Annotated in this window: 12 protein-coding genes; 5 read left to right on the forward strand and 7 right to left on the reverse strand. The window is 63.8% G+C overall.

Features of this window, described 5'->3' with window-relative positions:
* Both AOQ71_RS43965 and AOQ71_RS28485 read right to left on the reverse strand, forming a co-directional pair.
* Positions 1-185 (reverse strand): hypothetical protein (locus AOQ71_RS43965; protein ID WP_083514557.1); only part of this gene is annotated, 185 nt, incomplete at its 3' end.
* A gap of 207 nt (positions 186-392) precedes the next feature.
* Complete coding sequence (locus tag AOQ71_RS28485) at positions 393-1,370, reverse strand: magnesium transporter CorA family protein (RefSeq protein ID WP_057753614.1); 978 nt, start codon at positions 1,368-1,370, stop codon at positions 393-395.
* 338 nt (positions 1,371-1,708) lie between these two features.
* On the opposite strand from AOQ71_RS28485, the gene AOQ71_RS28490 reads away from it, so the two are divergent.
* Complete coding sequence (locus tag AOQ71_RS28490; protein ID WP_057753617.1) at positions 1,709-2,392, forward strand: L,D-transpeptidase; 684 nt, start codon at positions 1,709-1,711, stop codon at positions 2,390-2,392.
* 41 nt (positions 2,393-2,433) lie between these two features.
* On the opposite strand, the gene AOQ71_RS28495 is transcribed toward AOQ71_RS28490, so the two are convergent.
* Positions 2,434-3,540, reverse strand: coding sequence for an extensin family protein (locus tag AOQ71_RS28495; protein WP_057753620.1), 1,107 nt, complete (start codon positions 3,538-3,540; stop codon positions 2,434-2,436).
* 65 nt (positions 3,541-3,605) lie between these two features.
* Between AOQ71_RS28495 and AOQ71_RS28500 the strand changes: the two genes are divergently transcribed.
* On the forward strand, positions 3,606-5,234 hold the full coding sequence (locus AOQ71_RS28500; RefSeq protein ID WP_057753623.1) for a fatty-acid--CoA ligase: 1,629 nt from the start codon (positions 3,606-3,608) through the stop codon (positions 5,232-5,234).
* Positions 5,235-5,438: 204 nt separating this feature from the next.
* Positions 5,439-6,296, forward strand: a complete 858-nt coding sequence (locus tag AOQ71_RS28505; RefSeq protein WP_057753626.1) for a DUF1499 domain-containing protein — start codon at positions 5,439-5,441, stop codon at positions 6,294-6,296.
* Positions 6,297-6,402: 106 nt separating this feature from the next.
* Here AOQ71_RS28505 and AOQ71_RS28510 read toward each other — a convergent pair whose 3' ends face one another.
* The 3 genes from AOQ71_RS28510 to ribB all read right to left on the reverse strand — a co-directional run bounded on the left by AOQ71_RS28510 (position 6,403) and on the right by ribB (position 9,833).
* Positions 6,403-7,323, reverse strand: coding sequence for an MBL fold metallo-hydrolase (locus AOQ71_RS28510; RefSeq protein ID WP_057753876.1), 921 nt, complete (start codon positions 7,321-7,323; stop codon positions 6,403-6,405).
* A gap of 135 nt (positions 7,324-7,458) precedes the next feature.
* On the reverse strand, positions 7,459-8,673 hold the full coding sequence (locus tag AOQ71_RS28515; protein WP_057753629.1) for an acyl-CoA dehydrogenase: 1,215 nt from the start codon (positions 8,671-8,673) through the stop codon (positions 7,459-7,461).
* Positions 8,674-8,756: 83 nt separating this feature from the next.
* The gene (gene ribB, locus AOQ71_RS28520) at positions 8,757-9,833 is read right to left on the reverse strand and encodes a 3,4-dihydroxy-2-butanone-4-phosphate synthase (protein ID WP_057753632.1); all 1,077 of its coding nucleotides are present in this window, start codon (positions 9,831-9,833) and stop codon (positions 8,757-8,759) included.
* Between the two features lie 289 nt (positions 9,834-10,122).
* On the opposite strand from ribB, the gene AOQ71_RS28525 reads away from it, so the two are divergent.
* Together AOQ71_RS28525 and AOQ71_RS28530 are read left to right on the forward strand one after the other, a co-directional pair.
* A complete protein-coding gene (locus AOQ71_RS28525) occupies positions 10,123-10,653 on the forward strand; it encodes a DUF3124 domain-containing protein (protein ID WP_057753634.1) in 531 nt (176 codons plus the stop codon).
* Positions 10,654-10,925: 272 nt separating this feature from the next.
* Entirely contained in the window at positions 10,926-12,158 is a 1,233-nt protein-coding gene (locus AOQ71_RS28530) for an aminotransferase-like domain-containing protein (protein ID WP_057753643.1), read from the forward strand.
* A gap of 2 nt (positions 12,159-12,160) precedes the next feature.
* Here AOQ71_RS28530 and AOQ71_RS28535 read toward each other — a convergent pair whose 3' ends face one another.
* Positions 12,161-12,433: a helix-turn-helix domain-containing protein gene (locus tag AOQ71_RS28535; protein WP_057753646.1), complete on the reverse strand. Its 273-nt coding sequence runs from the start codon at positions 12,431-12,433 to the stop codon at positions 12,161-12,163.
* Between the last annotated feature and the right edge of the window lie 90 nt (positions 12,434-12,523).

Here is a 12,523-nt window from a genome sequence, read left to right on the forward strand (position 1 = left end):
AGCCGCGGTGCGGCTGCGTTGAATGCCGTCGAGCAGTCGTCATCGTTCTCGCCATCGAGCAGCGGAGCACCACAGTGCCGGCACATGCGCACCGACAACGACGGCGCCTTGCCGCTCGCCATCACCTGACGATAGCTCGTCAGATCGATGACGTTGGGGGGCGTCGTTATGTGTTTTTCAACCATGGTTCTTCCTCGCGGCTAACCCGCTGCTTATCGCAGACAAGTTTCGCGCAAACGTTCAGCCCACCGCTCAAATTTTACCGGAGGAATTGGGGCACGGCACACACATCACAGCGCGGCCGCAATGACGCTCTATTCTGCGACACCATCAGCCTTGGCTTGGCAACCGGCGTAAGGTCTCGGTAGCTATTTCGAAAAACGCGAGCCGGATCACAGCCACTTCTTCCATTTGAAGATCCAGTACGGCACGACGGCGGCGATCACCATCAGCACCAGCGCATACGGATAGCCGTGCGCCCATTCGAGTTCCGGCATCGCCTTGAAGTTCATGCCGTAGATCGAGGCGATCAGCGTCGGCGGCATCAGGACAACGGCCATGACCGAAAACAGCTTGATGATGTTGTTCTGCTCGAGGTTGACGACGCCGAGCATCGCGTCGAGCACGAAGGTGATCTTGCTGGAGAGATAGGAGGCGTGGTCGGTCAGCGAGGCGACGTCGCGCTGCATGGTCTTGAGCTGCTCGCGCATGTCCTTGGACCATTTCACGCCCTCCACCACCGCCGACAGGAAGGTGACGACGCGGCCGATCGACACCAGGCTCTCACGGACCTTGGAGGTCAGGTCACCCTTGCGGCCGATCGAGATCAGGATTTGCGAATATTGCTTGGCGTGGCCGTGGCGCTCGCTTTCCGGCTCGAAGATGTCGTGGCTGACCTGGTCGATCTCCGTGCCGCAGCGTTCCAAAATGTCGGCGCAGCGGTCGATCACGGCGTCCAGCAGTTCCATCAGCACCATCTCGCCCGTGATCGCAGGGGCGCAGGTGCGGGCAAGCTTCGCCTCCACCAGGGCGAAAGGCTTGGGCTGGTCGTAGCGCACGGTGACCAGGCGGTGGTCGCCGAGGATGAAGGTCACCGCCGTGGTCCGGGGCATATCGGTATCGGAATGACACATCAGTGTCGCGGTCATGTAGCGCGCGCCGTTCTCGATATAGAGGCGGCTGGAGATCTCGATTTCCTGCATGTCCTCGCGGGTGGGGATCGCGATGCCCAGCAGCCGTTCCACGGCCTTGTCCTCGGCCGCGGTCGGATTGACCAGGTCGATCCACACGGCGTGATCAGGCACCGCCTCGAGATCGTTGACGACGGCCTTCTTCAGGGAGGTGTCGGTGGGGACGAACACAGAAAACATGAACAACTCCAGCAGGGGACCTGCGACAGAATGACTGCCCTTAGCGCGATTCTGACAAGTTCATGATGACAACCACATTAACGGAGCGTTTGCATTTGTGGCGGCCGCATGGCCCAACCGTGGCGGGACTGGAGAACTGTGCTTTTCGCGTCAAAAAGCCAGCCGATCCGCGGAAAACTTGCGGCAAAAAAGCCACAGGTTGGGTCTCGCAGCGCGGGATAAGCCCCTAAGAGCTGGAATTGTGGCAGATTTCAACGATAATGAAATCAACGGAGTCGAAGGCCTTGGGTGCTACGCTTCAAGGACCTGCGCGGTATTTGTTTGATTGGAACCAAACCATGTCGTCGCTGAAAGTTATGTTGGGCGTTTTGGCTGCGGGCTTCATGCTCTCGGGCTGCATGCAGGCCACGCATTACGAAGCCACCAACACCCAGAATTTCAAGCCGAAGGACAAGGAACTCCTTGCCAAGATCCGGTACGAGAATACGCCGGTGGCAGAGCCGTTCCGTCGTGCCATTGTCGATTACCACCGCAAGGAGGCACCGGGCTCGATCGTGGTCGATTCCGACAACCACTACCTCTACTACGTGATGGATGGCGGCAAGGCGATCCGCTACGGCATCACCGTCGGCGAAGAGGCCATGGCCTGGTCCGGCATCGCCAAGGTCGGCAGCATGACGGAATGGCCGGCGTGGCACCCGACGCCGGGCGAGATCTCGCGTCTGGGCGTTCCGACCTACGTCGCCCCTGGTCCGGACAATCCGATGGGCTCGCGCGCGATGTACCTGTACTCGGGCGGCAAGGACACGCTGTTCCGTATCCACGGCACCAACCAGCCCGAATATATCGGCGCTTCGATCTCTTCGGGTTGCATCCGCCTGACCAACGAGGACGCAATCGACCTCTACAGCCGCGTCAAGATCGGCACCATCGTCGTAGTGCTCGAGCCGAAGCATGGCGACTCGCCCTACAATTCGCGCCTCGCGCTGCAGGGCGGCGGCGGTTTTCCGAGCAGCAATTAGCGGATTCCATGTGATCTGAAGGCTTTTGAAAAGCGCCGGTCCTACCGGCGCTTTTTTCTTGCCGGCTTGCTCTTGCCGGACTCGGCTGCCGGCTTGCCCGCCGGCGCGGCAGGCTTCTCCTGATCGTCGGCCTCTTCCTTGGCACCTTCCGACTTGGCACCTTCGGACTTGGCACCTTCCGACTTCACACCTTCCGACTTGGCGGCGACCTCGCGCGGCGGCGCCTCCTCGGGGCGTTCCGCCGGCAGCAGGGGCGCGATCTGCGGCAAGGGATCCCACACGTTCCACTGGCAAATGCGGTAGTCGTTGCGGCGCTGCGCAAGATCGAGATGGATGTGATCCTCGTGGTACCAGTCCGAGCCCGGGCCGAGCACGGTGGAGAAGCGCGCGCAAACCGAATGCAGCACGCGCTCGCGCACGTCGCGGGATAGGGTACGATCGGTCAGGCTGATCGATTGCCCGTTGGCGAGCTTGAGCGAACGGACGTCGAGCGCGTTGGCCTTGCCGTGCTCGGACAGCATCGCGCCGGCGACGCGGTTGCGGCCACGACACTCGAAGCTGTCGAAATTGTCCAGATCAGTGATGGTCGAGCCGAGGCTGGTGGCCAGCGACGCCATGTCGGTGCGCACCCAATCCGCAATCGCCGACGCCATGGTACAACGGAGAATCGCCGCCGGTTTGACCGCGACCTTGCGCTTGTCCGGCAGCACGATGGCCTCCAGCCGCACCAGGTCTTCGCCGCCACAGGCGCCGGGTCCGTGGATGTCGGGAATGGATGGCGCGACCGCAATCTCCTCGGTCAGCGCAAGCCGGCACGCCGAGAGTTGCTTCTCGGGAGGCGGCGCAGCCTCGGCCGGCTTGCTCGGTTTCTCCGGGGTGGGCTTGCTGTCGGGTTCTGGCGCGGCCGCTGCCTTCGGCGCCTCCTCCGGGCGAGGCTTTGGTAGCGGTATCTTGGTCGCGTGAACGCTCCGGTGACGCCGTGGCGTACCAAGACCGAAGATATCGAGCGGTGCAGCATAGTTTCGCGCATCCACGGGCTCAGGCAGCACAACAGACAGCCCAAGCGCAGCGGTAACCATTGCCGCGCCGGCGGACATATTGCCGCGATAAGACCATTTGCGGCGAAAGTCCGGCAGGCTAAAACTCATGTCAATTCTTTGGCCCTGCGCTGAGAGCGGCAATGCGCCCAGCGATTTCTCGGAGGAACGTCTGAATGCTCGGTTTGATGCAAGATTGGCCCCTGCTCTGTCACCGGATCATCGAACACGCCGCCAAGATTCACGGCAAGCAGGAGGTCGTCACGCGATCGATCGAAGGACCGATCCATCGCACCACCTACGCCGAAATCCACCAGCGGGCGCTCAAGGTCTCGCAGATGCTGGAGCGCGACGGCATCAAGCTCGGCGACCGCGTCGCCACGATCGCCTGGAACACCTGGCGCCATCTCGAAGTCTGGTACGGCATCATGGGCATCGGCGCCATCTGCCATACCGTCAATCCCCGCCTTTTCCCCGAGCAGATCGCCTGGATCATCAACCATGCGCAGGACCGCATCGTGATGGTCGACCTGACTTTCGTGCCGGTCGTCGAGAAGCTCGCCGACAAGCTGCCGAGTGTCGAACGGTACATCATCCTCACCGACAAGGCGCATATGCCCGAGACCACGTTGAAGAACGTCGTGGCCTACGAGGATTGGATCGCCGAGGCCGACGGCAAATTCAAATGGAAGGACTTTGACGAGAACACGGCAGCCGCGATGTGCTACACCTCGGGCACCACGGGCGATCCGAAGGGTGTGCTGTATTCGCATCGCTCCAACGTGCTGCACGCGCTGATGGCCAACAATGTCGACGCGCTCGGCACCAGCGCCTCCGAGACAATGCTGCCGGTGGTTCCGCTGTTCCATGCCAACAGCTGGGGCATCGCTTTCTCCGCACCCTCGCAGGGCACCAAGCTGGTGATGCCCGGCGCCAAGCTCGACGGCGCCTCGGTCTACGAGCTGCTCGCAACCGAAAAGGTGACGCACACCGCCGGCGTGCCCACGGTGTGGCTGATGCTGCTCCAGCACATGACCGCCAATAATCTGAAGCTGCCGCATCTGAAGATGGTGATCTGCGGCGGCTCGGCGATGCCGCGCTCCATGATCAAGGCCTTCCTCGACATGGGCTCGAACGTGCGCCACGCCTGGGGCATGACCGAGATGAGCCCGATCGGCACCGTCGCTGCGTTGAAGCCGCCGCACCAGAATGCGACCGGCGAGGCGCGGCTCGACGTGCTGCAGATGCAGGGCTATGCGCCCTTCGCGGTCGAGATGAAGATCACCGACGATGCCGGCAAGGAGCTGCCCTGGGACGGCAAGACCTTTGGCCGCCTCAAGGTCTCCGGCCCCGCGGTCGCAAAGGCCTATTTCCGCCTCGACACCAACATCCTCGATGAGGAGGGCTTCTTCGACACCGGCGACGTCGCGACCATCGACGAGGGCGGCTATATGCGGATCACCGACCGCTCCAAGGACGTGATCAAGTCCGGCGGCGAGTGGATATCCTCGATCGACCTCGAAAACCTCGCGGTCGGCCACCCTGCCGTGGCGGAAGCCGCCGTGATCGGCGTCTTCCATCCGAAATGGGACGAGCGCCCGCTCTTGATCGTCCAGCTCAAGCAGGGCCAGCAGGCCACGCGCGAGGACATCCTGAAATTCATGGACGGCAAGATCGCCAAATGGTGGATGCCCGACGACGTCGCCTTTGTCGATGGCATCCCGCATACCGCGACCGGCAAGATCCTGAAGACCGCGTTGCGCGACCAGTTCAAGGATTATCGCTTCCCGAACGCGGCGGCGTAGGGACACTCACGTCATTCCGGGGCGATGCCAGCGGGCATCGAACCCGGAATCTCGAGATTCCGGGTTCGGCTCTTTGAGCCGCCCCGGAATGACGGACTGCAACAACCGGGACTCCCTTGAATTTGCCGCCAGACCGTGGTCTCAACGGCTGACCGTCGCGCCAAATCGGCCGGCACCGCCCCAAAACCCCGTTGAGCTCATCCGATGGCCCGCAGGTTTTCCGCTCCCTATCAGACGGAGCCCGTGTCCAGCCTCGCCACCTGGGCGCGCAATCTGGCCGTGTTCGCGGTGGTCACGGTGGTGGTGTCGGTCATCATCGTCCGCTTCGACTTCCTGGAGATGAAACCGGCGCTGGCCACCTTTTTTGGCGGGCTCGCGATCGCTGGACTGTCCATCCTGTTCGGCCTCGCTGGCTTTGCCGCGATCTGGCAAAACGGCTCGCGCGGCATGGCGCGAATCCTGCTCGCCTTCCTGATCGACGGAGCGATTCTCGCCTACCCGGCCTATCAGGCGCTGCTTTACCGCAAGCTGCCTCATATCTACGACATCACGACCGACCCGATCGACCCGCCGCGCTTCGAGGCGCTGTCGCGCCTGCGCACCGGCGACGGCACCAACACCGCCGTCTATGCCGGCCTGTATTCGGCTGAGCAGCAGCGTCAGTTCTATCCCGATATCGAGCCGATCGAGCTCGAGATCCCCGTCGACCGCGCCTATGCGATCGCGCGCCAGCTCGTGATCAAGCGCAAATGGACCGTCATCGACGAACGAGAGCCGCAGCCGCCGCGCCGCATGGGCCGCATCGAGGCGGTGGCGCGCACGCCGATCATGGGCTTTCGCGAGGATGTCTCGATCAGGGTCGTGCCTGACGGCGACGATTCCCGCGTCGACATCCGCTCCGCCTCGCGCTATTTCGACAGCGATCTCGGCAGCAACGCCGCGCGCGTGACGAAGTTCATCGATGATCTCAACACCGCGGCCGAGGCCGATGCGCTGAAGCCGGCGAAGAAGACCCCGGTGGCGCCGCCACCCAAGGCTCCGGCAAAGACGGTGAAGAAGTGACGCGATAGAGCGTCATCCCGGGGCGCGCATTAGCGAGAACCCGGGATCTCGCGCCGCACCGTCGAGATTCCGGGTTCTCGCTTCGCGAGCCCCGGAATGACCGAGGTTAACCCGCCATCCGGTACGTCCCACCAATCACGGGATCGCCATCCGTCGCGACGATGCCGCGTGCGACGAGGTCTTCCAGATGCGCCAGCACGGAATAGCCGGCGGCCGTCGTCAGCCTGGGGTCGATGCCGATATAGATCGCGCGCACCATGGACGGGATATCGGTCTCGCCCTTGGCGAGGCGGTGCAGGATCGAGGCCTCACGCGCCTTGCGGTGACGGATCAGGAAGCGCACGAAGCGTTGCCCCTCCGGGATCTCCGGGCCGTGGCCGGAGAAATACAGATCCTCCTCGCGCGCAGCGAGCCGGTCGAGCGAGTCCATGTAGTCGATCATCGAGCCGTCGGGCGGCGCCACGATGGAGGTCGACCAGCCCATCACGTGATCGCCGACGAAGTTGAATTTTCGCTCGGGCCAGGCAAAGGCGAGATGATTGGCGGTGTGGCCGGGCGTCGCCACGGCCTCGAGCCGCCAGCCGGCGCCTTCGACGACGTCACCATGGGCGATCCTGATATCGGGCACGAAGTCGCGATCTGATCCGGATTCCGGGTTGTGCTTCTCGCTCTCGAAGCGCGGGCGCGAGGCGCGATGCGGACCCTCGGCATAGACAGGCGCGCCGGTCGCCTGCTTGATCCGCGCCGTGTTCGGCGAGTGGTCGCGGTGGGTGTGGGTGACGAAGATGTGGCTCACCGTCTCGCCGCGCACGGCATCGAGCAGGGCGGCCGCATGGGCCTCATCATCAGGACCGGGATCGATGATCGCGACGTTGCCCGTGCCGACGATGTAGCTGACGGTGCCGGTGAAGGTGAACGGACTCGGATTGTCACACAGCACCCGCCGCACGCCGGGGCGGACTTCCTCGACGACGCCGGCCTTCAGCGGAAAGTTGCGGTTGAACGGGACGTCGTCATTGTCGGACATGGCTTCTTCTTTGTTCTTTGACGTCATTCCGGGATGGCCCGTCAGGGCCAGACCCGGAATCTCGATGGAACAGGAATGATGCGGCCCGAGATTCCGGGTTCACACTTCGCGCGCCCCGGAATGACGGATGCCCAATCAGAAAAACGCCTGGATGCCTGTGATGGCGCGGCCCAGGATCAGGGCGTGGACGTCGTGGGTGCCCTCGTAGGTGTTGACCGTCTCGAGGTTATGGACGTGGCGCATCACGTGGAATTCGGCCGAGATGCCGTTGCCGCCGTGCATGTCGCGCGCGACGCGGGCGATGTCGAGCGCCTTGCCGCAATTGTTGCGCTTCATGATCGAGATCATCTCGGGCGCGAACTTGCCCTCGTCCATCAGACGGCCGACGCGAAGCGAACCCTGCAGGCCGAGCGCGATCTCGGTCTCCATGTCGGCGAGCTTCTTCTGCACCAGCTGGGTCGCGGCAAGCGGCCTGCCGAACTGCTTGCGGTCGAGCGTGTATTGGCGGGCGCGATGCATGCAGTCTTCGGCGGCGCCGAGCGCGCCCCAGGAGATGCCATAGCGGGCCCGGTTGAGGCAGCCAAACGGTCCCTTGAGGCCGGAGACGTTGGGCAGCAGCGCGCTTTCAGGAACCACGACGCCGTCCATCACGACCTCGCCGGTGATGGAGGCGCGCAAGCTCAGCTTGCTGCCGATCTTTGGCGCGGAGAGGCCTTTCATGCCCTTCTCGAGCACGAAGCCGCGGATCTGGTTGTCGTGCTCGGCCGACTTGGCCCAGATCACGAACACGTCCGCGATCGGCGCGTTCGAGATCCACATCTTGCTGCCGGTCAGGCGATAACCGTCCGAGACCTTCTCGGCGCGGGTCTTCATGCCGGCCGGGTCGGAGCCGGCGTCAGGCTCGGTCAGGCCGAAGCAGCCGACCCACTCGCCGCTGGCAAGCTTCGGCAGGTACTTCTTGCGCTGGTTCTCGTCGCCATAGGCGTAGATCGGGTACATCACCAGCGACGACTGCACCGAGTTCATCGAGCGATAGCCGGAATCGACCCGCTCGATCTCGCGCGCGACGAGGCCGTAAGCCACGTAGCTCGCATTGGCGCAGCCATACTCCTCGGGCAGCGTGATGCCGATCAGGCCGAGTTCGCCCATCTCGTTGAAGATCTCGCGATCGGTCTTCTCTTCCAGATAGGCCTTGGTGACGCGTGGCAGCAGCTTGTCCTGGGCGTAGGCGCGCGCCGTGTCGCGCACCATGCGCTCGTCTTCGGTGAGCTGCTCGTCGAGCAGGAACGGATCGTCCCACTGGAAGGAAGCCGCAGCCGGCTTGTCCTTGGTCTGAGGGCGCACGCTCATGAAACGTCCTTTCGCATCTGGTTCCGTCTAGAAATTGCCCGACAAACTAAAGCGCCGGCGCCACAAGTGCAATTGCGTTGGCGTCAGCTTTCGAGCTGCTCGTTGGCGACGATCTCGATGCCGAAGCCGGAGAGGCCCTTGTAGTCGTGCACCGACGAGGTGAGATGGCGGATCGAGGTGACGCCGAGATCACGCAGGATCTGCGCGCCGACGCCGACCTCGCGCCACTGGCGGTTGCGGTCAGCCTCCGTCGACGTCTCATCCGGCAGCGGCGAGACGGGAACGCCGGCCGCGCCATCGCGCAAGTACACCAGCACACCGCGGCCTGATTTCTTGAAGTGCTCGAGCACGACAGCCATGCGCTTGTGGCCGGTAAAGGTGTCCTTGACGATGTTCGGCTTGTGGAAGCGCGTCAGCACGTTCTTGCCGTCGCCGACGCCGTTGTAAACGAATGCAACGTGGGCGATGGAATCGAACGGCGAGCGGTAGGCATAGCCCTGAAGCGGGCCGATCGGGCTTTCGGTCGTGAAGGTCGACACGCGCTCGATCAGCTTTTCGCGCGCCTGCCGGTAGGCGATCATGTCGGCGATGGTGACGTGCTTCAGCTTGTGCCTGGCGGCGAACTGGGCGACCTGCTCGCCCTTCATCACGCTGCCGTCGTCGTTCATCAATTCGCTGATGACGCCGACCGGCGGAAGGCCCGAGAGCTTGCAGAGATCGACCGCGGCCTCGGTATGGCCGGAGCGCAGCAGCACGCCGCCGTCCTTGGCGATCAGCGGGAAGATGTGGCCCGGGCGGGCGAAGTCGTTGGCGCCGACATTGGGATTGGCGAGCGCACGGCAGCAGGAGGCGCGCTCCTCGGCCGAGATGCCGGTGCCGCCGTCGGGCTTGTAGTCGATCGAGACCGTAAAGGCGGTGGTGTGCGCGGAATCGTTGTGGGCGACCATCGGATCGAGCCGCAGCCGGCGCGCATCGTCGGGGGTAATGGGCGCGCAGACGATGCCGGAGGTGTGACGGATGATGAAGGCCATCTTTTCCGCCGTGCAGAATGAGGCGGCGACGATCAGATCGCCCTCGCCCTCGCGGTCCTCGTCGTCGGTCACGACGACGAGCTCGCCCCGGGCAAAGGCCTGCAAAACTTCCTGAACGGTATCGGGCATTTCCCAATCTCTTAATGGTGTGGGCGGGAGGCTTAGCCGGACTCCGATCCATGCGCTAGTGCCCCGGCCGCAACCGCATATGCGCCCGTGCCGGCCTTGAGCCTTGTACCGGCGGATACCAGCCATATAGGCGTGGCGGGGGCGCGCGAAAGGTGTCCGAGCCCTCCCCTGACCAGACCCGCTCCGCGCCTGATAGAGCTGTGCAATCCCCGGCAATAGGGTAGTCAGGATCGTGGCTGCCGGGCAAACTACGCCAAGGGTGACAAGGGTGAAACGGGCAATGCACCAGATGAGATTCCTCGCTCCACTCCTCGCGGGCCTCTTGTGCCCCCTCGTCCTGGTCACGCCGGCGCTCGCACAGAGCAAGGTCGAGATCGAGCAGACCTTCGCCGGCTCGCTCACAGCGATGCCGAAGGAGGAGCTCGCCATCTCCGGTGGCTTCTATGTGCCGGCCTATTCCAGCGTGGCGATGAGCCAGGGCAAGCTGCGGGTCGACTTCTCGGTGACGCTGAGCGTCCACAACGCCTCGGAGACGCAAGCACTGGTGGTCAGGCGCATCGCCTATTTCGACACCGCCGGGAAACAGGTCGAGAGCTATCTGAAGGCGCCGGTCGCGGTGAAGCCGCTCGCCACCATCTCGATCGTCATTCCGACCGACGATGTGCGCGGCGGGACCGGAGCCAATTTTATCGTCGACTGGGCCGCCACGGGCGAGATCGCCGAGCCCGTCGTCGAGGCCTTGATGGTTGGCGGCGTCGCCAATGCGCATTACGCTTTCATCAGCCAGGGGCGTCCGACCAGGACGGTGGGCAAGAAGTAACACGGCCGCTGCTTCGAGCGAGTTCCGTCGCGACCACAGGCCGAAAACACGAAAACAACCCCATGCACAGTAGCCGCATCAGTGAAATCAACGCCCTGTTCGCAGACGCGATCATGATGCGGATTTTACGAATTTTGTTTGACGCGTCGGGCAAAACACTGGCATGATGTCATCATCGAAACCGCGGCGCCCGGGCGGCACCACGCCGGCCTGCCCAATATAAACATCGCTCAATAAAAACAACGCTCAATAAAAAACAACGAGGAACCCCCATGACGTCCAGCTTTGACTTCGCGCCCCTGTTTGCCGCAGGGCTGCCGGCCCCTTCTGCGCGCTGGACGGGCCTTGCCAAATACAGCTTTGTCGGCGGCAACAACGATTCCGAGCAGCTGCCGCTCGACGAGCTGATCGAGGCGGCCGATCAAGCCTTGCGACGCGAGGGCCGCTCGCTTGCGACCTACGGGCTCGCGCACGGCCCTCAGGGTTACGTGCCCCTGCGCGAATTCCTGGTGACAAAGCTGAAGCGCGATGCCGGCATCGTCTGCACGGTCGACGATCTCATGATCGTCTCGGGCTCGCTGCAGGCGCTCGACCTCGTCAACAACACGCTGCTGACGCGCGGCGACACGGTGATCGTCGAGCAGGAGACCTATCAGGGGGCGTTGCAGCGGCTGACGCGGCTCGGCGTCAACACCGTCGGCATTCCCCTCGACGACGACGGCATGCGGATGGATGTGCTGGCCTCGACGCTGGCCGACCTCAGGAGCCGCGGCATCCGGCCGAAATACATCTACACCATCCCGACCGTGCAGAACCCGACCGGCAGCATCATGCCGGAGAGCCGCCGCGCCGAGCTCTTGCGCCTGTCGGCCGAATATGGCGTGCCTGTCTTCGAGGACGATTGCTATGCCGACCTGGTCTGGTCCGGAGAGCGCCCGCCGGCGATCTATGCGATGAGCCGGAACGGCGGGGTGATCCATATCGGCTCGTTCTCGAAGTCGATCGCGCCGGCGCTGCGCGTCGGCTTCATCGTGGCGCCCTGGGATGTGATGTCGCGGATGCTGGCGCTGAAGACGGATGCCGGCTCCGGCGCGCTGGAGCAGATGGTGCTCGCCAGCTATTGCAAGCCGCATTTCGCCAGCCACGTGCCGGCGCTGTCCAAGGCGCTGCGCACCAAGCTCGACACGCTGATGGAAGCCCTCAACGAGCAGTTCGGCACCGCGGCCGAGTTCAGGGAGCCCAAAGGCGGCATCTTCCTGTGGGTGAAGCTGCCCGACCAGGTCGATACGCTCAAGCTCTATCAGGCTGCCCTTGCTGCCGGCGTCTCGATCAATCCGGGCCCGGAATGGTCGACCAACAAAGGCAATTCAAGCTCGCGCCTGCGGCTATGCTTTGCGAGTCCGTCGCATCAGCAGATTCGCGAGGGCGTCGCCGTGCTGGCCGAAATCTGCCGCAAGGAGTTCGGGGTGCCGGCCCGCAGCGCCAATGTGGAGAAGCGGGCCTGAAGTCAGGCCGCCTGAGGCTGGCTGCCGTGGATCGCGGAGGCCAGCCGCAGCAACAGGACGATCGAGACGTTGCCCTTGCCGGCCTCGATCTGGGCGATGTAGCGCTCCGAAATCCCGGAGCGTCGGGCCAGCTCCCGGCGCGACAGCTCGCAGCGGGCGCGGGACGACTTCAGGCGCTCGCCCAGCTCCGCCAGAAACGCGGTCTCGGAACTAGGCGGCGCGGCACAGTTCCCCGGCAGCACCTCACCCGCAAAATCCATGACTTGATTCAGCATCGCTCTCACCACGCATCGCCTTCGGGAGCGTCATCTTACCCCGTCAGCCCCGAGCCTCATTGACGCGGATCAAATTCGCGCGCGATCGGG

The organism is Bradyrhizobium manausense (assembly GCF_001440035.1).
GTDB lineage: Bacteria > Pseudomonadota > Alphaproteobacteria > Rhizobiales > Xanthobacteraceae > Bradyrhizobium > Bradyrhizobium manausense.